This is a genomic window from Neobacillus sp. DHD-1R (assembly GCF_057747995.1).
The window spans coordinates 4,841,407-4,868,264 of record NZ_CM173232.1; the positions used below are offsets into that span (position 1 = coordinate 4,841,407).

The following is a 26,858-nucleotide window of genomic DNA, read 5'->3' on the forward strand; positions in this document are numbered from 1 at the left end:
GGTTCTCCACTTCCTTTATGATTTAGGGTCATCTTATAATGTACTGATAAATTGACGGAATCCCATTGATCCCTCTTCATTCCGCTTAAATACTCCAGCATCCTCTAATACCCTTAAAAACTTTTTCCCCACTTCTTCCCTCACGATGGTTTCTACATTAGAATCGGTGGCAATCGTTCCATAACCTGCTTTCAACTCTTTTGCCCAATCTAGATGATAGTCGGCAACCTGATCGGTTTTGCCAAGGATGAAATTCTCCACCTCACTAAGCTCCGCTTTCAAGCGAGCTGGTAATACTGCCAATCCCATAACCTCAATCAGTCCGATGTTTTCCTTTTTAATATGATGGACATCGGCATGAGGATGGAAAATACCAAGTGGATGCTCCTCGCTCGTCCGGTTATTACGCAGAACCAAGTCCAGTTCGAAAAGGTCACCCTTTTTGCGGGCAATCGGCGTAATGGTGTTATGCGGAGTTTCTCCTGTCCAGGCACGAATTTCGAGTGCCTCATCACTGTAATTTTTCCATTTTGCTAAAATATGAGCCCCTGCTTCCACAAGCGCATTCATTCGTTCCGAACGAAGACGAATGACAGACATTGGCCATTTGACAATGGAACCTTCCACCTCCGAAAAACCAGCGATGTTAAATGACCATTCCTCCTCTGCCTGGGCCATCGCAAATTGATAATTACCGCCTTGATAATGCTCATGTGATAAGATCGAGCCGCCCACAATCGGGATATCGGCATTCGAACCAAGAAAATAATGCGGAAATTGCTCGACAAAGCTTAATAACCGCTTGAATGTCAACGGACTGATTTTCATATCGGTATGTGTTTCTGATAACACAATACAATGCTCGTTATAGTAAACATAAGGAGAATATTGCAAATACCACTTTTCGCCTATCAAATTTAAGCGAATCATTCGATGGTTCGAGCGGGCGGGGTGGCCGATTCTTCCCGCATACCCTTCATTCTCCACGCACAGTAAACAGCTCGGATAATCTGTTTTTTTCACCAGCCGCTCCAGCTCGATACTCTTTGGATCCTTTTCCGGTTTCGATAAATTAATCGTAATGTCTAATTCGCCATATGCGGTCGGAGCCTTGTACTCAATATTTTGGCGGATTCGTTTCATCTGGATGTAGTTACTATGTTGACTTAACTGATAAAAATACTGGGTGGCCATTTCAGGATTTTGTTGATAGTTTTCATAAAAAAGCCGATTCACACTCGAAGGACGTGCGATAAAGCAATTCATGATTTTACTTGAAAAAATATCCTTTTCATCAAATAGATCTTCAATAATTCCTTGTTCAACTGCATAATCCACCATCTGTTCTAGCAAATCAGGTATTTCCTGATTTGAGCCTGTTATTTCTTCATCCTTAAATTCTTCCAAATTAAGCATTGCTAGCACTTGATTACGTGCATACACGACATCTTCCTGCTCGATTAACTGAGTCGCAAGGGCTTGATTGATTAATTGCTGTATTAGTTGAAAAATCATTACACCGCCGCCTCTACTTCAATTTCTTTTGCGCCGTCACCAATGCTGGCCACATAAAAATCAGCTTCATAGCCAATCTTATCAAGATAGGCCGCACCGACATTGGCAATAAAACTGTCTACCTGTTCATTTTCAACAATCGCAATGGCACAGCCGCCAAATCCAGCTCCTGTCATACGTGCGCCTAGAACTCCCTGCTGCCCCCATGCTGCTTCTACCAAACTATCAAGCTCTATTCCGGTCACTTCATAATCGTCTCTTAGTGATTGATGTGACTGATTCATCAATTGGCCGAAAGCTTCCAAATTCCCGGTCTTTAGCTCTTCTAAGGCCTTTAAGGTTCTAATATTTTCATAGACGGCATGTTTCGCCCGTTTACGAGCTGTTTCATTGGTAATTAAGAACTGATTTTCATCAAACACAGCCTCAGAAAGTTGGCCAAGCGCCTCAATGTGGAGTTTCTGCTGCAGCTGCTCTAATGCTCTTTCACATTCTCCTCTGCGCTCGTTATATTTGGAGTCCGCTAACTCGCGGCGCTTGTTTGTATTCATGATGATAATTTTGTGATTCTCAAGCTGAATCGGTGCGTATTCATAGTGAAGGGATTGGCAATCCAGCAAAATCCCTGCATCTTTCTTTCCCATCCCAATCGCAAATTGATCCATGATTCCGCTGTTAACGCCAATAAATTGATTTTCCACTTGCTTGCCTAGCTTGATGACCTCGAGACGTGGAACCTCTAATCCAAACAATCCCTCAACTAGCACACCTGCTAGTAATTCAATCGATGCTGACGAAGAAAGACCAGCACCATTTGGGATATTCCCATGGATGACACACTCAAATCCAGTTGGAATAGCATAACCAGCTTCGATTATGTAACGAATCATCCCTTTCGGATAGTTGGCCCAATTGTGTTCTTTATCATAATCTAGTTGAGCTAAGCTAAATTCAATCATTCCTTTGTCCGCGAAGTTCATAGAATACAAACGGACTAGATTGTCTTTCCGCTTTCTTGCGACCGCATAGGTTCCATACGTAATGGCACATGGAAACACATGTCCTCCATTATAATCGGTATGTTCACCTATCAAATTAATCCTTCCAGGAGCAAAAAAAGCTTGCTCTGGTGAGGCAGTAAATATTTCTTTGAATGCTGTATTTAGAGCTGTGATGTTCATTTTTAACGTCCTCCTCCATTCTATGTAATCCCTTTCATTTCACAAAAAGCAAATAAATATCTTTACTTTCATCTTACAACCCAAGGTAAAAATACTCAATATTTTTACTAAAAATTTTACTAAAAACAAAGGATGGAGATTAGTCCATCCTTTGTTTTTTATTTATTACCCACCCAGGGAGGACAAATGTATTTCTTTGGTGTCAGGCACCACTTCACCACACACCACTATTTCACATACTTCAAGGGTAGGTCGGTTGTGTTGAAGAGTTCTAGATCTTTCGGAATCTTGAGATAAAGAATGGTTTGGCCATCAAAAAAGGATGATTCGTGACTGAAGGTACTTTCTCCGGTAAATTGGTTAATGGTAAATGGTTGTTGAAACCGGCTTAAATTGATAATACTTTTCTTCGGATGGATTAAGGTTAATTTGCTTCCCTCTAGTTTAATCTGAGGTGGATGAATTAGGCTTGTTAAATCCATGTTATTTACGCTTGAACGTGTTCGATACAGTACAGCTTCCACCTTATCATCATTCATTGTCTTTCTCTCGACCACAATTGGGATATATATGAATTCATTGTTCCCCACAGCTAGGTTCAGCTTAGCGTCCTGAAAATCAAAATTCCACTTTTTTGATATAAAAGACGGATCAACCTTATCAATTCTCCCCGCAATTGCTGCATTATAGAGTACCCTACTTTCTTTCTCTAAATCCTTAACATCGACTGATTTCATATCAGCAGCACCTTTTTCAGGGAGTACAACATCTATGCCTGCGCAAATCAGTAAAATCGCTAGATAACCGCCAAATATCCACCGAACCCGCTTGCTATACGAATAATTTCCGCTTCGATTGAAAGTTCTCTTCCTCATCATGAAGATAAACGCAATAATAATGATGGCCAAGATGATAAGAATAGGTGCAATCATGATCATTGTTTGACCTCCATTCTATTTGACAAGGCCATTGTGCTAGAAAAAAGCACGACCGCAATAACGATAATCTTGAACATAAATAACGGGATGGATGGTTCTCTAAAAATAAAGTCAAAGGCAGACGTCATAAGCTTTGTATTCCCAATTCCCTCGCCAATCACAGCGAAGAAAAATAGACCCGGGAGTAAAATAATAAATACTTTGTTTACTTGGACGAGCATCCCCACTAAATAACCTAATGCAACGAAGAGGATGATGTAGAGAGTTGTCGTTAACATACCCACTCCTAATTTCAACGGGGCAGCTACCACACTTGTTTCGTTCATTAGTGTCGTGCCTATAAACAAATAGTTGATTACTTTCATCAAAAAAGTAGAAAGCATAGCCGTAATTCCGCCGATGATACTTGCTGTTACCAAGAATAAGGCATTCGAAAGATTACTGGATACTCGATTTGTGACAAAGGCGAAGTCATCATTTCGATAGGCCTTAGTCGTGATCGTGATGGCTGCAATAAGACCCCATAACATGGTAAAAGCTACGACTATATCAGCTGAATAAAAACGGACATTAATTTCGTAACTTTCACTACTGGATCCCATTGATCCGACCCCGTTTAAAGAGAAGAATATAGCTAACAATTGCATCCAGATTAGGTTATTGAATATTTGCATATAGAATTTTAGCTTATAGGCATATTGTTTTTTCACAATCTCCCACAGACTAATCTTTATTAAAGACATCATCTATTCCCCCTTTCGTTTTGCTAGTTAAATATACACAAAGGTCACTTGACGAAACTGGTGTTAGGCTTATTCCGTTGAGTTGGGCACGGTGATATTCCGTATCAGAGACATCATTTTTTATTGCAGCATAGGTCTGGTCTACCCCTATGCTTTTTGTAAAAATAACCTCTTTACCTTGCGTCCATTCTTCAATAATAGCGGTCTTTCCTTGCAGTCCGACCGCCCATTCCTTTAAATCATCGATTGGCATATGAAGAAGTTCTTTCCCATCTTTCATAAGGAGAATATCTTCCAGCAAATCCTCAATCTCATTTAAATGATGACTGGAAATAATGATCGTCCTTGGAAAGGCAAGATAGTCCTTAAGCAAAGCACGATAAAAATCCTTCCGGACCGCGGCATCCATCCCAGTCGTCGGTTCATCAAAGAGAGTTAAAGGAACGTGGGCAGCCAATCCTAGAATCATATTAAATGTACTTTTCATCCCTTTCGATAGTCCATTATGATGCTGCAAGGGGTTAAGGGAGAAATAATCAAAAAGACGATCAGCAAGTTCCCGATCCCAGCTTGGATAAAAGCTCGCTGCCACTTGTAAAATTTCTTTAAGATTTAAGGCAGTCGGGAGGTCCATTTGATCATGAATAAAAATGGTATTCGCTGATACGGTAAGATTATTAAAAGGCCTTTCGGAAAAAACCCGAAGCTCCCCAGAGGTCTCTTTTATCAAACCGGCGATCATTCTGAGCAACGTTGTTTTCCCTGCACCATTCCGGCCGATCAGTCCGATAATTTTATTGTCTTCTATCTTGCAGGAAAAACCGTTTAAGGCTTTTACGCCGCCATATACCTTCGTCAATTCTTGACATTCAATGGAACTCATAGGTCTCCCTCCTCTACATCAGCTGTTTTAATCATTTCAATAAGTTCCTCTTTAGTTACCTGCAACCGTTCGGCTTCCAACACTATTTCCTTTACTAACCGCTTTAAGGTTTGATTTTTCCGCTTGGCTAAAATCATTTCTTTGGCGTTGTTCGATACAAACATGCCAAGTCCGCGTTTTTTATATAAAATCTGTTCCTCTGCCAATAGGTTCAGCCCCTTTGCCGCCGTTGCGGGATTGATATTATAAATCTCTGCTAGCTGATACTGTGAGTAAATTTTTTGCTCGCTTTCAAAATTTCCGTTCAATATCTCGTTTTCTAGCCATTCTGATAATTGAATATAAATCGGCTTGGATCCGTCCAAGTTAAGAATCAAAATTCCCCATCCTCCCTAAACTAGTGCATTACTGATGTAATGTAGTATATTATAATTGGAAATAAAACGCAATTACATTAATGGTATTTTTTCAAATTATTAGGATATGAGAGGGATATTAGAAATTTTTGAATAAATTTCCAATCTAGTTTAATACTAATTTTTAGAAGGAGTGTGTATAAGTGAATTTAAATTCATTATGCTATCTCGGCTTAGGTTTCATCAGTATCATTCTACTTTCTTATGTATGCTTAAAAACTGGCATTCGACAAGGTTTGCTGACTTTTTTAGCAATGGTCGGACTCGGATATATGATTGAGGCCGTTATTTATAATTTCTTAGACAGCTATCAATACATTCCTAAAATCATCAAGCATGATCCCGTATACGACAGCAATTTCGGGGCGATTGCATCGAATGCCCTATCCTTGCCTGCGGCTGCAACCTTTCTGGCTGCTTTTCGGAAAAATTGGTTTTGGATTGTGGGGATGATCGTCCTATTTGCGGCGATTGAGTGGGGATTCTTGAAACTACATATTTATAAACACCACTGGTGGAACATAGGATTTACGTCACTTGGCCTTCCTGTTTATTTTATGATTGCCAAACTGCTCTACAAAAAGGTAGCTCTACCCTTAAGAGGGGTTTTTCACACGCTGTGCCTATATTTAATCTTAAGTCCCTTTGCAGGTTCCTTTCAGATTCTACCGATTATGTTATTTTCCAATCGGTATTATGATTTCGGCTTGTTTACTAATCAAGCAAAGGATACCAACGCCTTTGCGGCTGTGTACTATTTGAGCGTCACCCTTTTCTATGTGGCTATGACAAAGTGGGATTTTTTTCCTCGATGGTTGAAATATAGCTTGACCGTTCTGTCCGTGTATATCGCTACCATCATACTTAGAAAGACAGGTATCCTGCACAGCCTGGTATGGTGGGACCCTTGGTATTATCTAGGCCTTTCAGTAATTTCCTTAAGGTATACAGAATTCATAAGCAAACACCTATATAAAGGTATTTTAAAGGTGACTTTCAATAGATGTCTTTAGATAGGTGCCCTAGTTAGGTGCCTGACACCATATTCCTTAATTGCATTTTGCTTAACTGTCAAAAGGTGTCAGGCACCACTCGTGGACAATGTCCACGGATGGTGCCTGACACCCTTTTAATATGGATTCTTATCTGTTTTGTTTGTCCAGGCTTGAAATGGCAGGTAGGTATTTGATGGGATGATTTGTTTCATGGGAATAGTGCGTTTATCTAATGGTAAGGCAAGCTGGTCATAGATAAACTGATCATCAAAGCCTATTTTTGCTGCATCTTGTTGGGTACATCCATAGTACACTGCCTTAAGTCTCGCCCAATAGATGGCGCCAAAACACATAGGGCATGGCTCACAGCTCGTATAAAGCTCACAATCTGTCAATTGAAAGCTATTTACATAGTTACATGCAGCACGGATGGCTTGCACCTCAGCATGGGCTGTCGGATCGTGTGCGGTGGTTACTTCATTTCTACCGGCCCCTATAATCACTCCATTTTTTACAATGATTGCCCCAAAAGGACCACCACCATTGGTGATGACATTTTCATTTGCTACATCTACTGCTATCCTCATAAACAGCTCATCACTCATCATCAGCCCCCCATCCTTTATGACACCATCTTCTATCGTAAAAGATATTAATCTAAGGGAGGAAAAAGAATAGGGATCTAATAGGTATAAGAAATTATTTGTTTCTGGCTGAAGCTGAGTGGTGTCAGGCACCACAAAAAGACACTGTCCATCTTAGGAGGACAGTGTCTTTTTGGTGAGTTTTATGTGATGCCTTTATTGAGCTGTTTTTTAAGTGCCAGGTACCTTTTAGGATACACGTTTTATATTTTTAAATTGACCTTTTGATAATACGGTTTTTTCTAGGCGATGGGCCATCATTCCCGCAAGTATTGCTAAGATAATGTCCTTTGGTAATGGAGCAACCATCCAAAGCCATGCCATTTTATAGGTAAATCCTTCCGGAGCTGCTGCCCAAAGTTTATATGCAAAATACATCCAGTTTGTCCCGAACAGATAGTTAACAGCCATTCCTATTAAGGAGGCTATAATAAAGGCTGTCAAACTCTTATTCTTCTCGACAATTTTCCCAATGATAAAAGCCGTGAAAATATAGGAGATGATAAAGCCGAAGGTAGGTCTAATGATGATAGATAGCCCCCCATAGAAGTCAGCAAAAACGGGAACACCCACTAATCCAACTAACATATAAACAATCATGGCAATGGAACCTAATCGACTGCCTAAAATAGCCCCTGCTAAAATAGCAAAAAAGGTTTGCAGTGTAATAGGCACTCCACCAACATGCAAAAATGGAGCAATCGTCGTAATGTTCGCACCAATTGCCATAAGTGCCACAAACATACTTGCCAATGTTAAATCTATTGCCCGTAACTTTTTCATAATCATTCTCCCACCCATATTTAAATATCTTATATTTAAAATAAAGGGTAAGGGTTTTATTGTCAACCTAAAAATAATTTTGGTTAACATTAATATTTTTCAAACATAGTAGTCTATTATAAGTAGTAGCTAGTAATTTTTCGAACAAAAAAATAGGCAATAACCTTCATTAAGGAGTGTTTAGATTTGGACAAAGAAAAGATGCTTGCCCTTTTCAATAAGCATTTACGGGTTGACATCACCTACCCAGGCTATCGACGGGAGAGAACTCACACTGTTATTAGGCAAATTTCATCAACAAACGAACCTGGATTTATCATCTACTCAGACATGAACGAGATAACCGCTGATGATGTAATTAATGAACAAATCGCTTATTTTTCACACTTAAGACAGACGTTTGAATGGAAGGTATTTGATTATGACCAACCATTAAATCTTAGGGAAAAATTGCGGGCGAGAGGTTTTACGATTGAGGACCAGGAAGCACTAATGGTATTTGATTTAACCGAGGGTAAGCACCTGCTCGACATTCCGGAACAGTTTGAGATAAAGCGGATTATCGATGAGCAAGGCATATGGGAAATCATCAAACTTGAGAACGAAGTTTGGGACGAAAGTCACCAGGATCTCGGCGAGCGGCTCGTAAAAGATTTGCACGATCCCTCATCAGGATTATTGATGTATGCTGCCTATGTGGATGGGCGAGTCGTAAGTGCCGCATGGATGTATTTGTATGAAGGCACACCTTTCGCAAGCCTTTGGGGCGGCTCCACCTTACCAGAATTCCGAAAAAGAGGTTTTTATAGCTCCCTGCTCAGAAACCGCGCGCATGATGCAGCTGAACAAGGCTATCAAATATTAATGGTGGACGCCAGCTCCATGAGCGAGCCTATCCTTGAAAAACACGGATTCGTCTGTTTAGCACGCTCAACTCCCTGCCTATCACCGAAAAAGAATTAGCTTGCCGCCCACTTTGATGGAGTACTTTGGGGAATGGTATAACTTTGGTTGTAGCTTTGGTTGTAGCATTGGGGGTGGCAGGCACAAAAAAACACTGTCCATCCCAGGTGGACAAATGAGGCATTTGTCCACGGGTAGTGCCTGCCACCAAATTTGTGTGATACCCAACTGTTGATCCAAAACTAAACTAACACCCAACTCGCTTTACTTCATCATAATGTCGGTTAGAATGGCGTAGCCTTTGTTTACTTTTAGTTTAGCTAGGATTCCGCCTTGTGCGGATGCTTTTTCCCATTCTGTGCCTGTGTTGTCCTCGACATAGTATTTATCTAAGCTGTATTCAATAAAGGCGGTATCTTGTCCACTTATGTTTTTATCAATATAGGTTAATGTGCCTTTTAGGTAGATTCCCTTATCAGGCTTTTCTAAGCTGACTTTTATAGGGGTGTCGATTCCATTCTTTTTCTGTAATAGGACATACACGGTTAGCTCTCCCCAATGATCTTGCAATTTGTCTATGACATCTTTTTCTACCAATTTTGCTGGGATTTCTTCTGCCTTATAGCGAAGTGTCACGTAATCGCCGCGAAAGAGATCGGACGGGTCAACTGGTATAGTCGACAGAACAATGTCCTCGCCCATTACCACCGTGTATATGGGTTTAAAGCACATGCCTAAAAGAATCAGCACCGGCACCAAACAGGCCAATATCAACTGTTTCGTTCGACTATTCATGCACTCCCACCCCTTTTTTTCGTTGTGTTTCAAAATAAAACCCGAAGCCAAGCAATAGGAACCCTCCAATAATAAATACCAATGACTTTGGCAGGAATTCAAAGGATAAATCTAAGTAAAAGCGGAAAATCATCACGCATAGGATAATAATACTGAGCAGACTCCCTTTTTTAATCAAGTACAAAATAAATAGTATGTAGACGAGGGAGAACGGTATATACATCCAATCCATCGGCCAAGCATTTTCAAAAGATAGCAGCAGGGCTGCCGCACCATGAACAAGGTATCCCAAAACCACATAGATGTCTCTTATTTTTCCTTTTGCAAATACAAGGGTAATGCCGATAATTAAATAGATTAGACCATACACATAGGGATCATCAAAATTTTCGTATCGGTTAATAAAGAAACTAATGATCGTCCCAATAAAGAAAAGCGATAGCAAGCCAGTGACAAAACCGGTCACTCGTGAAAACTGAATTTTTATATTTAAGAAATAAACGGCAACAATCCAAAATAGAATCCAGAACGGAATCGCTTCGCCTTGAAGATATCTTTCGTCCATCATATAGAACAGGGCAAACAAGGATGCAGCCATGAGAATCCATTTATCCCTTAATACCCATGCCAATGGCAAAATTCCAAGGGACCACCATAAAAAGGCCGTTTGGAAACTCGTGCCAAGATGAAACATTTGCTCTACTAAAAATATTCCAGCACCGAACACGAGAACACCCAAATAATAAAGACTCTTTGCCGTTTTCGGCAAGTTTTTTTCCAGTCTATGACCTGATAAATTACAGGTGATGTACAGTCCAATGATTAAAATGAATTTTAATGTTCTCCCGATTTCATCCCAATTGCTGGCAATAAAGCTAAGAATCCCGGCGCCAATCAAAATGGTCCCGACGTATAAAAGGGTTTTTGTAAAAGAAAGCTTCTGCACCTCGTAAATCTCTTCTATTTCTTTTGCTTTTCCGGCTGACAGAACTTCAGAGTCCTCTAAAAACCGAAGTTCATGCTTTAAGAAATTAAATTCACTCTGCTTAACAATCCGCTTGGTCAAGCCCCCCCACCCCTTTCAATGGTATATCCATCCATTTGCTCTCCGACGTACTTTAAGCAATACGCTTACAAATAAAGTAATTCGACAAAATCACATAAAAACCTTCATAAGGAAAGGATGAGTCAAACAACAGCGCCCCACCCTTTTATATATGTTTACAATATTAATAGTAGTAATAATGGTGTCAGGCACCACAAAAAGACATTGTCCACTCCAAAAGGACATGGTAGCTGCCGATGGTAGTTGGTTATTTATTGCGGCAGTTTTTGCAGACTTTGATGGTTTGGTTTGTTTCTGTTTTATGTGGATATAGTAATTTTATTCCTGTTCTTTCACATAGTGGGCATGTCCCCCGGCCATTTGAGGGCAGGTTGTTGATTGTTTTTCCACGGTTTCTTTTTGCCACTCTTCATCATCCTATCCATATTAAATCTTGTTTCTTTATTAAATGATGGACTGGCACAAATATTGATAGGCAAACAATGATTTTTTTCCTGTCGGAGGATGGAATTTAAAATTATCCTCTGAAAGTTATTTTTAAATATTAATTAACACCTTTTCCTAGGGACAAGTGATCCCCGCTATTCAAAACTGAATCTATATGTAGAAAAAGAGATCTGGCTCCTATATGGAACACTCCTCTTCTAAAACCCACTCTTCCGTTTGCGGCATTTTAATTTCCTTTTTTTCATACATTTCAAAGAGGATTAATGCATTCATTCGCCGCACGACCATAAACCACTTTCCATAAGATAGGAATAAGAGTTGTATTTAAACTTTTAAACGGAAGGGAAAGATGTGGTGCTTTCATATGAAAAACTATTCAGTTTATCACCAATCATTTCAAAATCTGCAGGAGAATGGAATGTCATTTGAACAGGTCTTTGCACGAATCACTGCTTTTATGAGGATGGACCCAAACGGACACTACCGCCTGATGGTTGGGACGGATTCTCAAGTTCATAAATCCCAGACTATTTTTATCACAGGAATTGTGATTCAAAATGAGGGGAATGGTGTGTGGGCATGTATTAGAAAGGTGATTATTCCAAGGAAAATGACGCAATTGCATGAAAGAATCTCGCTCGAATTATCGTTAACGGAAGAAATTGTTTCTCTGTTCACCGAAGAACGGAAAAACGAGTTGATTTCAATTGTCCTTCCCCATCTCTATGAAGGAGCCACCTTCACAATGGAAGGTCATATCGATATCGGTGCAGGAAAACGAAACAAAACGAGGGAATTTGTCAAAGAAATGGTGGCAAGAATGGAATCCATGGGAGTCGAACCCAAAATCAAACCTAACGCCTTCGTTGCCTCAAGCTATGCCAACCGTTACACAAAATAAGGGTGTCAGGCACCATGTGAAAAGTTCACATGATGCCTGACACCCTTTTCACTTATAGATAGTCTAATTCGACTTTTACGATGGTGCCTTTGCCGAGCTGGCTCTCGATTTTCATGGTGCCTTTATGTTCTTGGATGATTTTATTGCTTACGGTTAGACCTAGGCCGATTCCTTTGTCCTTGGTTGTATAGAATGGGGTTCCTAAATAATCCATAAGTTCTGAGTCTATTCCAATGCCCTCATCTGTAAAGCTAATGATGACTCTTTTCCCTTCAACCTTTTGGACATCAATCGACACGCTCCCGCCATACTGCATGGATTCGATAGCATTTTTTAGAAAGTTTACAAAGACTTGCTTGAGTTGATTAGGGCTGCAGCGCAAATCAATATCGTTTGTTAAATAGTGGTTTATAATTTGCACATTGTGCAGCAAAGCTTGTGGGTGAAGTATATTTACGGTACTTTCCAAAATGGCATGTAGACTTTCCCGTTCAAAGTGAATGGCTTGGGGTTTAGCTAACGACATAAATTCATTGACTATCATATCAATTCGATCCAGCTCATTCATGATAATCGATAAGTAATTCTCCTGTTTATCTAAGTCCGTTGTATTTTTTAATAACTTAGAAAACCCTTTCAAAGATGTTAAGGGATTTCGAATCTCATGAGCGACACCGGCAGCTAATTGTCCGATAATCGAAAGGCGATCTAAATTCCGAAGGGCATCATCATTTTTTATCCGATCCGTAACATCTCTACCAACGGTTACATAGGATTCAAGTTCATGTTGTTCATTGTAAATAGGAGAAAGAGTGGTCTCAGATTCTATAAATTCGTTTTTACTGGTCCTTATTTTGACTTGAAGCAATTGGGGCTCTCTCGTTTCTACTAGTTTTTGATAAGCACTTTCAAGTTGTTCAATTTCCTCTGGCCAAACTACATCATATGCTGTTTGACCGATTAATTGCTCAGGAGTATATCCAACGCCTTTTTCATGTGAGGGTGAAGCATAGATGATCGTTTTGTCCTTCGTATAAAGCTTTATCATATCTGATGTATTTTCGGTAATTAATTTATACAATTCACGTGTTGTTTTTAATTCTCTTTCTATATTTATATATTGAGTTATGTCCCGACAAATGGCAATGGTGGCAATTATTTCACCTGCTGAATTTCGAAAAGGAGAATAAGATACAGCAATATCAAGCAGGCTGCCATTCTTATGGTAACGTTGGGTAACAATGTCATGGAAGATTTCCCCTTGTTTAACTGCCTTTATTATCTCGTTTGCTTTGTCAGAATGGGGAAATTCCTCGTACGTTCTTCCCAGAACATCTTCTTCTGTATAACCGAAAATTTTGGTGTACATATGATTTATGCGAATAAACCGATTCTCCATATCAATAATACATATTCCATCAGCTGTGCAACTGAGAAAAAGGTCGATTAACTCATCAGGATTATAGACTACAGACTCATTTTCTTTACCAAAAATAGGGAAACTCTTTGTCATTAAAATCTCTCCAAACACGTTAGGCTTTCAAACTCCATTTTACAGAATAATTCGATAAAGAAAAGAAGTATTTTCCCCTGTTATCATTTTCAAGTGGACAGTGTTGTTTTTTTAGCTGTATGGAAAAAAAGGAAAAAAAGGATGTCTCAAAAGGGTCTGACCCTTTGTTTTAAGACATCCTCTTACATTCTATAGTGACTTTTCGATTTCTTCAGTCATTAGTTTGACCGATTTTAAGCCGCCGCCGCTTAAGTACCAAGTATCAGGATCAAGATAAATGATTTTTCCATCTTTATAAGCCGTTGTTTTTTGAACCAGTTCATTTTCAATGGTCTTTTTCGCACCTGTTTCGCCGCCGACCGCTACATTTCGGTCGATTACGAACAGTACGTCTGGATTTTTCTCCATGATATATTCAAACGTAATACTTTGTCCATGCGTGGATACTTCAATATTTTTATCAGCCGCATCAAAGCCGAATACATCATGAATTAAGCCGAACCGGGAATTTGGTCCATATGCACTTACTTTTCCTTCATTTGCCAAGACAATTAATGCTTTTTTATCAAGGACAGAGGCCTTCTTATTTAATTCCGTAACACTTGCTTTAATATCCTTTAATTCACTGGCAACCTGATCTTCTTTCCCAAATAGATCACCAATGATATTCATGTTTTTCTCAAAAGAATCCATATAATTGGTATAATCGAAGTCCACAAAGATAGTTGGTGCAATTTCAGCAAATTGATCATATAATTCTGCCTGACGGGCAGAGATAAAAATAACATCTGGCTTTAAAGCATGAATCGCTTCAAAATCCGGTTCCTTCAAGCTGCCAACATTGGTATACTTCTTATCGGCGTATTTTTTCAAATAAGTAGGAATGGTAGCTTGAGGAACACCTGTCACTTCAATACCCAACTCATCTAGGGTATCCAAGATACCAAAATCAAAAACGACTACTTTTTGTGGATTTTTCGCCACGACTGCTTCACCATATTTATGTTTAATCGTCATTTTCTCTGCTGTTTCTGTCTTACTAGAAGAAGCATTTTTCGACTTTCCATCTTCTTTAGCGGCTCCGCCACAGGCAGCTAAAACAACCATTATCGACAAAACTAACCCAAGTATACTCCACTTTCTCATCTATTCATCTCTCCCTTTTTTATGATTTAAAATAAACGCAGATTCTGCAGTTATTCATTTCTTGAATTGGAATATCCATATCATAAATCTCACTCAACGCCTCTGATTGAATGATTTCTTCCGTCGGCCCATCCTTCACCACTCTGCCGTCCTTCATGGCAACAATCCAATCTGAATAGACAGAGGCAAAGTTAATATCATGGAGGACGATCACAACCGTTTTACCGAGATCATCCACTAAGCGACGCAAAATTTTCATGATTTGAACGGAGTGCTTCATATCCAAATTATTCAACGGTTCATCCAGCAAAATATAATCGGTATCCTGGGCAATGACCATCGCAATAAAGGCGCGCTGCCGTTGACCGCCCGATAACTCATCTAAAAAGCTGTCCTGCATTTCCGTTAAATGCATGTACTCTAGGGATTGGTCCACCATCTGCTCATCCGCCTCGGTTAAGCGCCCCTTGGAGTATGGAAACCGGCCAAACGATACAAGTTCGCGGATAGTGAGACGGACATTCATGTAATTCGACTGTTTTAAAATCGACACACGCTTAGAAAAATCATTGGATTTCATCTTGCGAACATCAGACTGATCAACCAGCACATCACCTGTATCGGCATCAAGCAAACGGCTGACCATCGACAATAGCGTCGATTTCCCCGCACCGTTTGGCCCAATAAAGGAAGTGATTTTTCCCGGTTGAATATTGACTGATACATCTTCAACAACCGCCTTCTTCCCGTAAAACTTGGATAACGACCTCACTTGGATCATGCTGTTTTCCTCTCCTTCAGTAATAAATATATGAAATAAACGCCACCGATAAAGTTAATAATCACACTAAGCGTGGTTGAAAAAGTAAAGACCCGTTCAACTATCCATTGTCCGCCGACAAGGGCGATGACACTCATCGCCATGGCACCACTAATCAATACCTTATGTTTGTAGGTTTTAAAAAACTGATAAGCTAGGTTGGCGACAATTAAGCCAAAAAAGGTAATCGGGCCAACTAACGCAGTGGAAATCGAAATGAAAATCGCCACGATTACGAGCATCTGTTTCACAATGGAATCGTACGGTACACCCAGATTAATGGCCGTTTCCCGTCCCAGTGAGAGTACATCAAGATATTTCACAAAGCGCCATGCATAAATCAACACAAGGCCCACGATGACCAGGGCCATCCAGACCAAATCGGAATTAACATTATTAAAACTTGCAAACATCCGGTCTTGAACAATTTGAAACTCATTCGGATCAATTAACACCTGAAAAAACGTCGAGATGCTTGAGAAAAAAGTACCGATGATAATCCCGACCAGCAGTAAAAAGTAAATGGACTGGCCGCCTTTTTTAAATAAAAACCGATAAAGGAACAGGGCAAAGATAATCATCACCACTACGGAAAGGAGAAAATTCACCTGTTTATTGACGACAATGATGTGGCCGGATCCTAAAAAGAAAATGATGACGGTTTGTAAAAGTAAATAGAGGGCATCGAGCCCCATGACGCTCGGTGTTAAAATTCGGTTATGGGTGATGGTTTGAAAGACCACCGTTGCATAGGCAATCGTAACCCCTGTAATAACCATGGCAATTACTTTTATCGCCCTTCTTGGCAATGCATAATCAAAACTGCCATTTAAGTCATGTAATAAATAAACAGCACAACAGGCTGCTGCGATCAACACAAGGATGGTCATTTTTATTGAATTACGCATAGGCCTTCCTCCCAAAAAGCAGGTATAGGAAAACACCACTGCCGATCACACCAACCATGAGACTAATTGAAATCTCGTATGGGTATATAATCACTCGGCCTAAAATATCGCAAACAAGCAAAAAGTTAGCTCCTAAAAGGGCCGTATGTGGCAGCGTCTTTTGCAAGTGGTCGCCCTTAAAAATGGAGATGATATTAGGTATAATTAGACCTAGGAATGGGATCATACCGACAGTCAGGACCACGGTTGCAGTTATTAACGCGACAAGGATGAGTCCAATATTCACAACCCTGCGATAAGCGAGGCCTAAATTTTTCGAAAAATCTTCCCCCATCCCGGCTACCGTAAAACGGTTAGCATACAAATAGGCAATTACCAAAATCGGAATACTTATGTATAGGAGTTCATAACGCCCTTTCATAATCATCGAAAAATCACCTTGCAGCCATGCGGACATATTTTGAATAACATCTGCCCGATACGCAAAAAACGTGGTAACAGAGGAGAGAATATTTCCGAACATTAAGCCCACAAGCGGAATAAAAATGGCATCTTTGAACTTAATTCGGTCCAGTATTTGCATGAATAAAAAGGTGCCGGCAAGGGCGAAGACAAAGGCCACGGCCATTTTTTCTAACATAGTTGCATTTGCGAACAACAACATAGAGACTAGTATCCCTAGACGAGTGGCATCTAATGTCCCTGCCGTTGTTGGTGAGACAAACTTATTGCGGCTGAGCTGCTGCATAATTAAACCAGCAATACTCATCCCTGCCCCAGCGAGTAAAATAGCCACTAGCCGCGGTACCCTGCTGATCAGAAATATTTGTGTTTCTTCGGACTTAAAATCCAAGAGGTCCGCTGGTGTAAGGCTGCTAACCCCCACAAACAATGAAACCCCAGATAAGATAATTAATGCCAATAATAAAAATCGTTTCTTCATTGCAGTCCCCAACTATGCTTATTTTTATATTTTTATATGTGATATTGAAAATCATTATCATTTATACTTACAATTCTGATTATAACACCTGTGAATATAGTGTCAATGTGTAATTGAGAATTTCTATCAATAAACATTTCGCTATTTTTATTTTGTTCAAAAGATGGACAAAAAATTAAGCTATACGTCGTTTCTTTTACGCATCGGTGGTATTTCCAAGTAGGTTAGTATTCTCCACACCCATTCCAAAGGGCCAAAGTTGAAAAAACGCATCCAGATGGTGCTGAAAACCATTTGGATGACATAAATGGTTAAACAGACAAATAGAGATTGGATATAGGTGATGTGATTAAATAAAAGCAGGACTCTGCCGGCAAGCAGGATTAAGACTGTTTGGAATAGGTAATTCGTGAATGCCATCCTTCCATAGCTTTTTAGCGGAGATCCTAAATGTCGGAAAAACGGAATTTGCAATAGCAAAATGATACATCCCACATAAAAGGCGGAGACAATCGGTCCAATCGTAATCCCGATCCTGATAAACCGCTGAGTATCTGGGTAACCCGCACTTGCAGCATGTCCAAGTCCTAACCGGGCATAGTGATATTGATAAACGAGACCGATCATACTTAAGACAAACATCACGACCGTAAAAAGGGCCACTTTTTTTATCTTGTGTGACATTCCTTCAAACAAGCGATACTGTCCAGCGGCGATCCCTAATAACATTAGGGGAATCACCATAAAAATCTTAGCGGCAAACAAACTTAAAACGACTAACATGACTGCACCGAATACAAGGTTGATTGCCTTATTAGCTTTGTAAAAGGGCAGGAGAATCAGGCCGGAAATGGCATAAACGGTTAACGCCTCGCCAGGATGAAACTGGACGTGTACCAATCCAACTAAAAATAGGGCAAGGATACGCCGCAAAAATAGGACAGACCCTTTCTTCCCCCTTGCATTGGCACGTGAAATAAAAAGATAAAATCCCACTCCAAACAAAAAAGTAAAAATCGTATAAAAACGCCCTTCTACAAATAAATACAAAAACCGCCAGTATGAAGCATCCAATGAGCCAGCAGCCGGCAGGGAAACAGACAACAAAGAAACAATATTAACCAAAATAATCCCCGCCAACGCAAACCCTCTTAAATAATCAAGCTCCTCAATCCGCCCTTTTCCATTTAACTCTATTGGTCTCATAGTAAACTCCTAATTGGTGCCTGACACCCATTATAATCTTAGTATTTTTTAAAACGTTATGAACATAGTTATCCATTTAATCATATTTTATTTATATACATGATATCAAAAAAGACCATGATACCTGAATATCACGGTCTGAGAGAAATGAAATGTGGAAAAGTAAACGACTAATCCATCCTTTGTGTGCCAAACAAGTGTGGATTATTTTTTTTGCCCTTTTACTCATCAAATAACTCACCTTTGCTAATTTTTCCACTCCATTATCAAGATCGATTTCGTTAGGGCAGATGGATGGTTTTAACATGTTCTAGATTTTGATAGACCGTATCCCCTTCTGCTGTTATCAGTTCCAGTTGGTTATTTTGAACATTTTGCAGTAAGCCGATTTTTCCATTACTTTCCCCGCCATCTATGATCACAAATTGATTTAGGACTTTTTTACATTGCTCATTAAATGATCGGGCTAACGGAACTGTACTTGTTTTAACAAGCAGAGACTGATAACTTTGAGAATAAGGTGTTTTCTGATCCGGATAAGGAATCAGCCATTTTACATGGTTCAACGAAATAAACATTGTTTTGTAGACGGGTGAGTTAAAAACGAGATAATCATTCATAATACTTGTTACATACCCATGAATGGATTTATTTCCAGTTACATATACTTCCACAAATCGCCCCTTAGCGTTCGTTAAGATTTTACGAAATGATATGGTTGAAGACTCCGCTTTAAGTGGTTTTTCACCAGGCGGATCATATACTTCATACTCTTCTAGCATGACTTCTTTCCACCATTGAACATGAACCGCCGGAATGTACAGAAAAGATTGGGTCCTTCCTTCATACATCACGACGATGTCTAGTCCAAAATCAAGTAGGATTCCTTTGTGATAGTGACCGCCTGAAATCTCAAGCTCTATATTTTTCCCCAATAATTCTTGAAATTCATTCATATTAAACTCTCCTTACCCTCTTATTGAAGTGCTCCACCAAAGAGACCAGAAACCCAATAATATAAGACAACTAACGTGAATAATGTAGCCGGCGGTATTACAAGAGCCGTGATTTTTACATACTCCCACCATGAAAACCTGACTTTCCCCTTCCGAATGATATGCATCCACATCAGCGTCGCCAGAGTTCCCATTGGAAGCAGCAACGATCCCATATCACTTCCTATTACGTTGGCTAAATAGGCTACTTTCAAGGTGAGCAGGGGTAGATCCATATTCGTTAACGTAAGGGTTCCAACCATGAGGGCGGGGTGATTGTTGAAAATATTGGATAGAACCGTTAGCAGTGCCCCCATCATGACACTTGCATGAAGTAAGCTTCCAGAAACCATCGGGCGCATGAAACCAATTAACCAGTCCGTTAGACCGATATTATTCAGACCGTAAATAATGACATACATACTAAAGGCGAAAACGAGAATATACCAAGGTGTCTTTTTGATCATATCTGATGGCGGTATTTTTAAATAGGCCCATCGCCAGCCTAAAAGGACAAGTGAACCAAACACGGCCATAGCGGAAACTGGTATCCCTACAAAGGACGCCACAAACAGACTGAGCCGGACAGCGAAGACAAACAGGAGCACATTGCGCATAAATTTTGATCGGTCTTTTTCAGAAGTATATTTCGGTCCTGGTTTTAGTGGGTGGTAGGATGAAAAGGTAATCCCTGTTACCTTAGTGGGAATAGTTTTCGGTAATACCTTTTTAAAGCGCAGGTATAGAAGAAAAACTAAGAGCAAAAGGCCGAGCGTTGCCGGTACAAACATCATCGCCGTATGCAAATACAAGCTCATATGGACAATTTTTAAGGCGATTAGGTTGACAATATTGCTTACTCCGATTGGAGCACTCGATGCTGTGGCAATTAAGCCGCCTGACAATAAATAAGGAATCTTTTGATGGTTTTTCAAGCCCATGTTGTTTAGCAGCATCACTAGGATGGGGGTGGTAATTAAGATACTTCCATCATTATTAAAAAACAGGGTCATAAGAAAGCACAAAAGGTTAACGTACCAGAATAAGCGAATACCGGACCCATTTGCTTTAGCAGCCAGCTTCTCCGCTACCCAGTTAAAAAAACCAAAGCTTTCTAAGACGATTGCCATGACAATCGTAGCAATAATGGTAATCGCGGCCCCGCTGATGGTTTCCGTAATGACCCCGAGGTCAGATAATGAGACACTGCCGCTTAGTAAAACAAATATCGCGCCAATTGTTGCTGGAATTGCTTCGTTAACTCCTCTTGGCCTCCAAAGAATAAAGATAAGTGTAGCCACAAAAGATAGTATGGTCATCCAAACCATTGGTTGTAAAAACATGTTGTTCTCCTTTCAATCTAGCTAGTAATTCATGATATACCATGAGACGACCCTACCTCCTCACCGAAGTTTGTCCGCTCATGTCCCTCCCTTCCATTTATCTCTTTGTATGGTTGTACTTTATTTATATGTAGCCCAACTAAGACAGGCTCTAGGTTTGTACCCTTTTCCCGAATAAATCCACATGAATCTAGATATTAAAACGGAAGCAAAAACGGTGTCAGGCACCACGGATGGACAATTGTCCATCTATGATGCCTGACACCGTTAACTATTGAAGGGAATAAATCAAAAAACGCTCATTGGGATTATGTTTGGAAACAAACGGCACCAGTACTTCCTTTTTCAACTCAAAGGGGGTGTCATTTTCCAAGAAAAAGATATAGTCCGCTGACGGGTAATATAAGACAAGTTCCATCGCGCGCGGAGATTTTTCGACGGATAACAAGATATTATGAATAACTTTCCGAAAAACTTGAACTGAAAACGGGTTGAAAAAGTAAAAGCGGTCATCCAAGTCCGTAACCTCATACTCCTCAGCAAGACAGCAAAGAAACTGGAGCTTCTCTTTATTATTTTTTTTAACATAACTCTTTCGATTTTGTATTGCTTCGTGAAAGAGGACCTTATTCATCTCAATTCCTGAAACAGAGGCATTAAAAAAATAATGAATGTAAAAATTTAGCCGCCCTTTCCCACAGCCATAATCAACAATGTGGTCACTGCTTTTTACTTCATAGTGACGGAATAGCTCCTCCAGTGCTGCATATGGTGTGGGCTCATATCGATGATAATGCACGGATTTGTTAAATCCTTGCTGCAGTTCACGAGTTTTTATGTTAAGTAACTTATCATACTGGTATTCTTTCATGGGTAACTCCTATATACTTTTTCTCATCATTTACTATTCATATTATGACATTTATTTTTAAAAAATGGAGCCCTCCCTCTCTTAATTACAAATAATTAGCGTAATAAGAAGGGAAAACAGAAAATTATGTCGAAAGCTATTTTATTAAGACATACCTATATTAGGCACGGGCTCGTTGACATATAAAACAAGGAGCTGACTCCAAGTTGAAAATAAAAAAAATATTGAATAACAATGCTGTTGTTGTTTCAGATGATAACGAAGAAAAAATTGCCATTGGTGCGGGAATCGCCTTTCAAAAAAGAAAGAATGATATTATTAATCCGGCAAAAATTGAAAAGCTATTTATTTTAAAAGAAAACGAGAAGTTCCAACAGCTGCTGCTCCAAATTCCTGAGGAACACTTCGCCCTCGCTGAGGAAATCATCACGTATGCAGAAGAATCTCTTGGTTCAAAATTAAACGACCATATTCATATTGCCTTAACGGACCACTTATCCTTTGCTATTGAACGGGTCAGGGAAGGCATTCATCTTAAAAATAAGCTCTTACAAGAAATCAAGGTTCTTTATAAAAAGGAATTTGAAATCGGAATGTGGGCGGTTCGGCACATTGAAAAAAAGACGAACATAAAAATGCCGGTTGACGAAGCGGCCTATTTAGCCCTTCATATCCATACTGCTAAGCTGCAAGGCGGTGACCTGAAGCAAACGCTAAGACAGACAGCGATTATCGGTGAAATGATTCAGGCGATTAAAGAATTCATGAACATAGAGATTGAGGAAGATGATTTATCCTATCAACGTTTAATGACGCATCTTCGCTTCGCAGTCTCTCGAATCAATCATCCCCAAAGTTCAATAATGGATACCGAGATGCTAACGATGATAAAAAATAAATTCTCCTTTTCCTATCAGTGTGCGGAGCATGTCGCTAAACTCCTCTCGAGAAGCGCTGGAATTCAGCTTCCAGCTCAAGAACTGGGCTATATCACCATACATATTGAAAGATTGCGCGGACTTAAAAAAACCTAGACAATGGGTGAGCCAGTACAGGCAAAAGCCAAGACACGCATTAAAAAAACGCTTAGACCCATGTGTCTAAGCGTTTTTCTATTGATCCTTATTTATTTTCTTTACGGATTTTATGGACCTCATCCGCTACAAATTGGACATTGGTTCCAATAATAACCTGAATGTTCTTCGGTCCAACCACATTAATTCCAGGTACACCGGTAGATTTGATTTTCTTTTGATCGACAGCATTCATGTCTTTGACTTCTAATCTTAACCGTGTAACACAGTTATCAACCGCAACGACGTTCGCGTCTCCGCCTAATCCTTCATAAATAGTTGCAGCCATTGAAGCAAATTTATTGTCTCCCGCAGCTCCTTCTACTTCCTCTTCCTCATCTTCTTCACGGCCAGGAGTCATTAAGTTGAACTTCACAATAATGAAGCGGAATAGGAAGTAATAGATAACAGCAAATACTAAACCTTGCACCAATAACATATAAGGCTGATTGGCGATTGGGATTCTTAAGCTTAATAAAAAGTCCACAAGTCCGGCACTAAAACCAAATCCAGCCGTCCAATGGAACGCTGCTGCAATCGCTAATGAAAGACCAGTTAAAATCGCATGCACGAGGTAAAGCATTGGCGCTAAGAACATAAAGGCAAATTCAATTGGTTCTGTAACACCTGTAAAGAAGGCTGCAAAGCCGGCTGCCAACATTAACGAAGCGACTTGCTTTTTCCTCTTCGTTTTAGCTGTATGAACCATGGCTAACGCTGCTGCTGGTAATCCAAACATCATGATCGGGAAGAAACCAGCTTGATACATGCCCGTTACACCCTTTTCCCCTTTGCTGGCCCAGAAATTACCAATATCATTAATTCCGGCTACATCAAACCAGAACACGGAGTTTAACGCGTGATGCAACCCTGTTGGAATTAACAATCGGTTAAAGAATCCGTATAGTCCTGCACCAAATGCACCTAAATCACTAATGGTTTTACCAAACGTAACTAACCCAGTATAGATAACTGGCCAAATAAAGAATAATACTCCAGAAACCACCAGCATGGAAACAGCCGTCATAATTGGTACTAATCGTTTCCCACTAAAGAAAGCCAGAGCATCTGGTAATTTGACATGACTGAAACGATTGTACATCATTGATGCAACGATACCAGAAATGATCCCGACGAACGCATTCTTGATTTTTTCAAAGGATGGGTCAACTTTGGTGACATCAATTCCCTCCAACAATGCTACAGTACCTGTTGAAAGCAATGTGGTAACAACTAAAAAGGCAACCAGACCGCTTAAAGCAGCTGAACCATCCTTCTCCTTTGACATCCCTAATGCTACACCAACCGCAAACAGGATGGGAATATTGTCAATGATTGAACTACCAGCTTTAATTAAGAAAGCGGCTAACGGACTGTCAGCACCCCAACCAGCAGGGTCAATCCAATAACCAATACCCATCAAAATAGCTGCAGCCGGCAATACGGCTACCGGTAACATTAATGAACTTCCGAGTTTTTGTAGATATTTCTTCATAAGTCTAAACCCCCTATTTATATTTTTTTCTACCAACAAAACAACTAATCTTCAAAAACAACGATAAGGAATAATTACTTTAAACAAATAAGATAGTTGCTGTTTTGCCAGGTCTTGCTTTATCATCACCTCCTTAAAAACCTGAAATCTCCTCAAGCAGGATACTTTGTACATTTACTAGTGGATTTATAGAACTTTCATGGTTAGAAAAAAACTGCCTAGTATTATCTTACTGCCTTTTACTCCCGCCTAGTACAGGTACTCAGGGTAGATTACAAATAAAAAAGGCATGGGGGTACAATAAAAGAGCCTGTGGAGGCCATTTATTTACCACCATGCCTAATAGTTATTAGTAACATGTGATCGATATTAAATTTCTTAAGAGCATCATACCATCGAACTATTAAAAAATCAACATGTATACGTTGTCAATTATTTGATTTATCTAACAAACTGAATGATTTTTATTAAGGTAACAATAAAAAAAGCAGATGAGTCAGGGGCTATAATAACCCTCGTTGCCATCTGCTTTAATTTCGTTAGTGCGAATACTTTTCTCCCCGCGATTTTCGAATCCCGTGGATGATAAACGTTGCGATAAACGCAAGGATCATCACGATTATAAATATTTCATTTGGAATTTCAATTCCAACAAGAGTCAGCCCCATTTTAAACGCAATAAATGTAATTAATACATATGCTGTTGTTTCAAGCTCGGGAACTCTGTTCATTAAGCTAATAAAGAAGGTGGCAACTCCCCGCATTAATAGAATTCCAATCATCCCGCCAAGTAAGACTACCCAGACTTCATCGGAGACAGCAAGTGCGGTAAGAATACTATCAACAGAAAAGGCTAAATCCATTAGCTCGACACTAATAACCGTGGCCCAGAATACACCAAAGGTAGTTGTTAACCAGCCCTTTGGCTTGCGAATTTCTTCCTCTTCGCCATCGTCCTTGCTTTTAAACTTGTCGATAAAGAACTTGACTGACAGATATAATAAATACAAGGCACCAATTAACTTAATAAACCATAATTTTATTAAAAAGGTACCGAGTCCAATGAAAATGAACCGGAATACATACGCGCCCCAAAGGCCATAAATTAATGCTTTCTTTTGCTGCTCTTTTGGTAATGGTTTAACAAAGGCTGATAACACCAGGGCATTATCGGCAGATAAAATACATTCCAGCACAGCTAAGGATAAAATTAATCCCCACGCTTTTGGCGAACTCAACACCTCTGCCCACATCTGCCAATCCAGCATAGATGCAAAGGTTGATAATACTTCGTCTAACATGTTCAAGTCTCCTTTATTGTGTAAACACTTGTTTCTAAGTTAACAATTAAGTGTTCTGTCTATACTAAAACAGTATAGTATTTTTCCCATATTTTCAAATTTTTCGCCGCAACAGACCGCTCACTTTTAAACAAAAAAGCCGGCTAAAGTGTGAAAACACACCTCATCCGACTAGGTTCCAACTTGTTTCTTACTTTCCGAACTAACTGTTCATCCTTTTTCTACAATACTTTTTGTTCCGTTCCGAGTGTAACACCGAGTTTATTTAAATTTTGACGATAAGCAATGCTCATTCGGTCACATTTCAACGAAAGCTCCACTTGCAAATCCAGTGGTAAATCCTCCAGATTCTGATTTTCAACAATAGGCTTATCTTGGGGGCAGGAATCATTGACATAATGAAGTATGTATTTTGCTCGACCTTGTGTTTCAAGTAAAAAAGTCATCATCTTCTTGTCTAAAGAGGACAAAAACTAACAAAAGCACCGAAGTTCCATCGATTAGATGGCGCTTCAGTGCTTTTTGTGATCTTTTTTGTAGAACACATATTTATTACCAAAGGAAGAATGGAGCGAAACCAAATCCGACAAATGTGAAGAATACCGGTCTTCTAAAAAACGGTCTCGGTCCCCAAAAACCAAATCCATAACCATCATTAGGGCTAGAGGAACTTAATTCTTCAATCTCAAGTCCCTCTTTTGATACCTTAGCCACTTTTCCGATTGACCATTCTCCTTGTTTATTTTTAAACTGAATCATCTTACCCTCTAAACGCTTTGCTTGATTAAAATCTAGTTGCATGAAAAATCCTCCTTTTATACTTGGACTTACTATAAAATATGGAGGATGTCATTTATGTGGAAAGGCAAACCACCTATCTTGTCCTAATTTTATGGCCGTTTTCGTACTGATTGTTGTTTTTCCCTACATTCGATCTCCTAAATGGATATATCCAAGTGTAAGATTACACCTTAACCGCGAATTTTATGATATATCCGTGGATAGAAAACCGCTTTGTTTCGGACTCCTCTTTA

27 protein-coding genes and 1 pseudogene are annotated in these 26,858 nt (G+C 39.7%); 4 read left to right on the plus strand and 24 right to left on the minus strand.

The features are described 5' to 3' along the window. Positions 1–33 precede the first annotated feature (33 nt). The 6 genes from galT to AC3ANL_RS23910 form a co-directional block, all read right to left on the minus strand. The gene (gene galT, locus AC3ANL_RS23885) at positions 34–1,515 is read right to left on the minus strand and encodes a UDP-glucose--hexose-1-phosphate uridylyltransferase (RefSeq protein ID WP_488326801.1); all 1,482 of its coding nucleotides are present in this window, start codon (positions 1,513–1,515) and stop codon (positions 34–36) included. Next, complete coding sequence (locus AC3ANL_RS23890) at positions 1,515–2,696, minus strand: galactokinase (RefSeq protein WP_488326802.1); 1,182 nt, start codon at positions 2,694–2,696, stop codon at positions 1,515–1,517. Before AC3ANL_RS23890 ends, galT begins: the two co-directional genes overlap by 1 nt. Positions 2,697–2,923: 227 nt before the next feature. Continuing rightward, on the minus strand, positions 2,924–3,634 hold the full coding sequence (locus AC3ANL_RS23895) for a hypothetical protein (protein ID WP_488326803.1): 711 nt from the start codon (positions 3,632–3,634) through the stop codon (positions 2,924–2,926). Further along, the gene (locus AC3ANL_RS23900; RefSeq protein WP_488326804.1) at positions 3,631–4,380 is read right to left on the minus strand and encodes a hypothetical protein; all 750 of its coding nucleotides are present in this window, start codon (positions 4,378–4,380) and stop codon (positions 3,631–3,633) included. The genes AC3ANL_RS23895 and AC3ANL_RS23900 overlap by 4 nt, the downstream gene beginning before the upstream one ends. After that, the gene (locus AC3ANL_RS23905; protein ID WP_488326805.1) at positions 4,358–5,260 is read right to left on the minus strand and encodes an ABC transporter ATP-binding protein; all 903 of its coding nucleotides are present in this window, start codon (positions 5,258–5,260) and stop codon (positions 4,358–4,360) included. The genes AC3ANL_RS23900 and AC3ANL_RS23905 overlap by 23 nt, the downstream gene beginning before the upstream one ends. Beyond that, positions 5,257–5,637, minus strand: a complete 381-nt coding sequence (locus tag AC3ANL_RS23910; RefSeq protein ID WP_488326806.1) for a GntR family transcriptional regulator — start codon at positions 5,635–5,637, stop codon at positions 5,257–5,259. Before AC3ANL_RS23910 ends, AC3ANL_RS23905 begins: the two co-directional genes overlap by 4 nt. A 182-nt stretch (positions 5,638–5,819) precedes the next feature. On the opposite strand from AC3ANL_RS23910, the gene AC3ANL_RS23915 reads away from it, so the two are divergent. Next, positions 5,820–6,689 carry a hypothetical protein gene (locus tag AC3ANL_RS23915; protein WP_488326807.1) on the plus strand — a complete coding sequence of 290 codons (870 nt, stop codon included), beginning with the start codon at positions 5,820–5,822 and terminating at the stop codon, positions 6,687–6,689. 116 nt (positions 6,690–6,805) lie between these two features. Here the strand turns inward: AC3ANL_RS23915 and AC3ANL_RS23920 are convergent, their stop codons facing one another. Together AC3ANL_RS23920 and AC3ANL_RS23925 are read right to left on the minus strand one after the other, a co-directional pair. Continuing rightward, a complete protein-coding gene (locus AC3ANL_RS23920; protein WP_488329821.1) occupies positions 6,806–7,276 on the minus strand; it encodes a nucleoside deaminase in 471 nt (156 codons plus the stop codon). 228 nt (positions 7,277–7,504) lie between these two features. Further along, positions 7,505–8,104, minus strand: a complete 600-nt coding sequence (locus tag AC3ANL_RS23925) for a biotin transporter BioY (RefSeq protein ID WP_488326808.1) — start codon at positions 8,102–8,104, stop codon at positions 7,505–7,507. Between the two features lie 180 nt (positions 8,105–8,284). On the opposite strand from AC3ANL_RS23925, the gene AC3ANL_RS23930 reads away from it, so the two are divergent. Next, positions 8,285–9,061 (plus strand): GNAT family N-acetyltransferase, encoded by a 777-nt coding sequence (locus AC3ANL_RS23930; RefSeq protein ID WP_488326809.1) that lies wholly within the window; start codon positions 8,285–8,287, stop codon positions 9,059–9,061. 204 nt (positions 9,062–9,265) lie between these two features. Here the strand turns inward: AC3ANL_RS23930 and AC3ANL_RS23935 are convergent, their stop codons facing one another. The 3 genes from AC3ANL_RS23935 to AC3ANL_RS23945 all read right to left on the minus strand — a co-directional run bounded on the left by AC3ANL_RS23935 (position 9,266) and on the right by AC3ANL_RS23945 (position 11,268). After that, a complete protein-coding gene (locus AC3ANL_RS23935; RefSeq protein ID WP_488326810.1) occupies positions 9,266–9,796 on the minus strand; it encodes a GDYXXLXY domain-containing protein in 531 nt (176 codons plus the stop codon). Further along, positions 9,789–10,862: a DUF2157 domain-containing protein gene (locus AC3ANL_RS23940; RefSeq protein WP_488326811.1), complete on the minus strand. Its 1,074-nt coding sequence runs from the start codon at positions 10,860–10,862 to the stop codon at positions 9,789–9,791. Before AC3ANL_RS23940 ends, AC3ANL_RS23935 begins: the two co-directional genes overlap by 8 nt. Before the next feature lie 247 nt (positions 10,863–11,109). Beyond that, complete coding sequence (locus AC3ANL_RS23945) at positions 11,110–11,268, minus strand: hypothetical protein (protein WP_488326812.1); 159 nt, start codon at positions 11,266–11,268, stop codon at positions 11,110–11,112. 405 nt (positions 11,269–11,673) lie between these two features. On the opposite strand from AC3ANL_RS23945, the gene AC3ANL_RS23950 reads away from it, so the two are divergent. After that, complete coding sequence (locus tag AC3ANL_RS23950; RefSeq protein WP_488326813.1) at positions 11,674–12,210, plus strand: ribonuclease H-like YkuK family protein; 537 nt, start codon at positions 11,674–11,676, stop codon at positions 12,208–12,210. Between the two features lie 52 nt (positions 12,211–12,262). Here AC3ANL_RS23950 and AC3ANL_RS23955 read toward each other — a convergent pair whose 3' ends face one another. The 9 genes from AC3ANL_RS23955 to AC3ANL_RS23995 all read right to left on the minus strand — a co-directional run bounded on the left by AC3ANL_RS23955 (position 12,263) and on the right by AC3ANL_RS23995 (position 21,955). After that, the gene (locus AC3ANL_RS23955) at positions 12,263–13,723 is read right to left on the minus strand and encodes a PAS domain-containing sensor histidine kinase (RefSeq protein WP_488326814.1); all 1,461 of its coding nucleotides are present in this window, start codon (positions 13,721–13,723) and stop codon (positions 12,263–12,265) included. Between the two features lie 189 nt (positions 13,724–13,912). Beyond that, the gene (locus AC3ANL_RS23960; protein WP_488326815.1) at positions 13,913–14,869 is read right to left on the minus strand and encodes a siderophore ABC transporter substrate-binding protein; all 957 of its coding nucleotides are present in this window, start codon (positions 14,867–14,869) and stop codon (positions 13,913–13,915) included. Between the two features lie 19 nt (positions 14,870–14,888). After that, positions 14,889–15,650: an iron ABC transporter ATP-binding protein gene (locus tag AC3ANL_RS23965; protein ID WP_488326816.1), complete on the minus strand. Its 762-nt coding sequence runs from the start codon at positions 15,648–15,650 to the stop codon at positions 14,889–14,891. Continuing rightward, entirely contained in the window at positions 15,647–16,597 is a 951-nt protein-coding gene (locus tag AC3ANL_RS23970) for an iron chelate uptake ABC transporter family permease subunit (protein WP_488326817.1), read from the minus strand. Before AC3ANL_RS23970 ends, AC3ANL_RS23965 begins: the two co-directional genes overlap by 4 nt. Next, the gene (locus tag AC3ANL_RS23975) at positions 16,590–17,540 is read right to left on the minus strand and encodes an ABC transporter permease (RefSeq protein ID WP_488326818.1); all 951 of its coding nucleotides are present in this window, start codon (positions 17,538–17,540) and stop codon (positions 16,590–16,592) included. The genes AC3ANL_RS23970 and AC3ANL_RS23975 overlap by 8 nt, the downstream gene beginning before the upstream one ends. 180 nt (positions 17,541–17,720) lie before the next feature. Continuing rightward, on the minus strand, positions 17,721–18,746 hold the full coding sequence (locus tag AC3ANL_RS23980) for a DUF418 domain-containing protein (protein WP_488326819.1): 1,026 nt from the start codon (positions 18,744–18,746) through the stop codon (positions 17,721–17,723). Positions 18,747–19,027: 281 nt separating this feature from the next. Next, positions 19,028–19,702 carry a DUF2642 domain-containing protein gene (locus AC3ANL_RS23985; protein ID WP_488326820.1) on the minus strand — a complete coding sequence of 225 codons (675 nt, stop codon included), beginning with the start codon at positions 19,700–19,702 and terminating at the stop codon, positions 19,028–19,030. Positions 19,703–19,722: 20 nt separating this feature from the next. Next, positions 19,723–21,084, minus strand: a complete 1,362-nt coding sequence (locus AC3ANL_RS23990) for an arsenic transporter (RefSeq protein ID WP_488326821.1) — start codon at positions 21,082–21,084, stop codon at positions 19,723–19,725. A 271-nt stretch (positions 21,085–21,355) separates the two neighbouring features. Beyond that, on the minus strand, positions 21,356–21,955 hold the full coding sequence (locus AC3ANL_RS23995) for a methyltransferase (protein WP_488326822.1): 600 nt from the start codon (positions 21,953–21,955) through the stop codon (positions 21,356–21,358). Positions 21,956–22,161: 206 nt separating this feature from the next. Here AC3ANL_RS23995 and AC3ANL_RS24000 point away from each other — a divergent pair, with 206 nt between their 5' ends. After that, a complete protein-coding gene (locus tag AC3ANL_RS24000) occupies positions 22,162–22,989 on the plus strand; it encodes a PRD domain-containing protein (protein WP_488326823.1) in 828 nt (275 codons plus the stop codon). A gap of 88 nt (positions 22,990–23,077) precedes the next feature. Here the strand turns inward: AC3ANL_RS24000 and nagE are convergent, their stop codons facing one another. From nagE to AC3ANL_RS24020, 4 genes and pseudogenes are all read right to left on the minus strand, one after another. Next, positions 23,078–24,523, minus strand: coding sequence for an N-acetylglucosamine-specific PTS transporter subunit IIBC (gene nagE, locus AC3ANL_RS24005; protein ID WP_488326824.1), 1,446 nt, complete (start codon positions 24,521–24,523; stop codon positions 23,078–23,080). Between the two features lie 539 nt (positions 24,524–25,062). Further along, complete coding sequence (locus AC3ANL_RS24010) at positions 25,063–25,830, minus strand: TerC family protein (protein ID WP_488326825.1); 768 nt, start codon at positions 25,828–25,830, stop codon at positions 25,063–25,065. A 215-nt stretch (positions 25,831–26,045) separates the two neighbouring features. Continuing rightward, a pseudogene (locus AC3ANL_RS24015) lies at positions 26,046–26,204 on the minus strand (aromatic ring-hydroxylating dioxygenase subunit alpha); the annotation flags it as partial. Between the two features lie 172 nt (positions 26,205–26,376). After that, positions 26,377–26,625, minus strand: a complete 249-nt coding sequence (locus AC3ANL_RS24020; RefSeq protein ID WP_488326826.1) for a hypothetical protein — start codon at positions 26,623–26,625, stop codon at positions 26,377–26,379. Between the last annotated feature and the right edge of the window lie 233 nt (positions 26,626–26,858).

Coding starts and splice junctions, on each gene's coding strand:
- AC3ANL_RS23970 (WP_488326817.1), bottom strand. CDS start 16,597: ATGCGTAATTCAATAAAAATGACCATCCTTGTGTTGATCGCAGCAGCC.
- AC3ANL_RS23995 (WP_488326822.1), bottom strand. CDS start 21,955: ATGAAAGAATACCAGTATGATAAGTTACTTAACATAAAAACTCGTGAA.
- AC3ANL_RS23900 (WP_488326804.1), bottom strand. CDS start 4,380: ATGATGTCTTTAATAAAGATTAGTCTGTGGGAGATTGTGAAAAAACAA.
- AC3ANL_RS23890 (WP_488326802.1), bottom strand. CDS start 2,696: ATGAACATCACAGCTCTAAATACAGCATTCAAAGAAATATTTACTGCC.
- AC3ANL_RS23920 (WP_488329821.1), bottom strand. CDS start 7,276: ATGAGTGATGAGCTGTTTATGAGGATAGCAGTAGATGTAGCAAATGAA.
- galT (WP_488326801.1), bottom strand. CDS start 1,515: ATGATTTTTCAACTAATACAGCAATTAATCAATCAAGCCCTTGCGACT.
- AC3ANL_RS23950 (WP_488326813.1), top strand. CDS start 11,674: ATGAAAAACTATTCAGTTTATCACCAATCATTTCAAAATCTGCAGGAG.
- AC3ANL_RS23990 (WP_488326821.1), bottom strand. CDS start 21,084: ATGTTTTTACAACCAATGGTTTGGATGACCATACTATCTTTTGTGGCT.
- AC3ANL_RS23980 (WP_488326819.1), bottom strand. CDS start 18,746: ATGAGACCAATAGAGTTAAATGGAAAAGGGCGGATTGAGGAGCTTGAT.
- AC3ANL_RS23955 (WP_488326814.1), bottom strand. CDS start 13,723: ATGACAAAGAGTTTCCCTATTTTTGGTAAAGAAAATGAGTCTGTAGTC.
- AC3ANL_RS23905 (WP_488326805.1), bottom strand. CDS start 5,260: ATGAGTTCCATTGAATGTCAAGAATTGACGAAGGTATATGGCGGCGTA.
- AC3ANL_RS23985 (WP_488326820.1), bottom strand. CDS start 19,702: ATGAATGAATTTCAAGAATTATTGGGGAAAAATATAGAGCTTGAGATT.
- AC3ANL_RS23960 (WP_488326815.1), bottom strand. CDS start 14,869: ATGAGAAAGTGGAGTATACTTGGGTTAGTTTTGTCGATAATGGTTGTT.
- AC3ANL_RS23925 (WP_488326808.1), bottom strand. CDS start 8,104: ATGATTATGAAAAAGTTACGGGCAATAGATTTAACATTGGCAAGTATG.
- AC3ANL_RS23895 (WP_488326803.1), bottom strand. CDS start 3,634: ATGATCATGATTGCACCTATTCTTATCATCTTGGCCATCATTATTATT.
- AC3ANL_RS23975 (WP_488326818.1), bottom strand. CDS start 17,540: ATGAAGAAACGATTTTTATTATTGGCATTAATTATCTTATCTGGGGTT.
- AC3ANL_RS23965 (WP_488326816.1), bottom strand. CDS start 15,650: ATGATCCAAGTGAGGTCGTTATCCAAGTTTTACGGGAAGAAGGCGGTT.
- nagE (WP_488326824.1), bottom strand. CDS start 24,523: ATGAAGAAATATCTACAAAAACTCGGAAGTTCATTAATGTTACCGGTA.
- AC3ANL_RS24020 (WP_488326826.1), bottom strand. CDS start 26,625: ATGCAACTAGATTTTAATCAAGCAAAGCGTTTAGAGGGTAAGATGATT.
- AC3ANL_RS23935 (WP_488326810.1), bottom strand. CDS start 9,796: ATGAATAGTCGAACGAAACAGTTGATATTGGCCTGTTTGGTGCCGGTG.